Here is a 208-nt window from a genome sequence, read left to right as displayed (position 1 = left end):
CGCTCATGAGGCTGCTGTTGCCGCGAATGTCGCCATGTTAATGCGCCTGCACGGTGAAGAAGACTTAAAAGCCAACGCGCAAACCGTGATTAATGTGCTGCGCAGCGGTGCGGCTTACGACCGTGTTACTGCACTGGCAGCGAGAGGGTAAATGATGCAAACCGTTTTAGCGAAAATTGTCGCTGACAAGGCGATTTGGGTAGAAGCC

At 53.4% G+C, this 208-nt stretch carries 1 pseudogene; it reads left to right on the top strand.

What is annotated here, in order from left to right:
* Nucleotides 1–151: pseudogene (locus FDX22_RS20605) on the top strand (anthranilate phosphoribosyltransferase); the annotation flags it as partial.
* Between the last annotated feature and the right edge of the window lie 57 nt (nt 152–208).

The organism is Citrobacter sp. TBCS-14, from assembly GCF_005280805.1.
Taxonomy (GTDB): domain Bacteria; phylum Pseudomonadota; class Gammaproteobacteria; order Enterobacterales; family Enterobacteriaceae; genus Citrobacter; species Citrobacter gillenii.
This window is presented reverse-complemented; position numbering and strand designations above follow the sequence as displayed.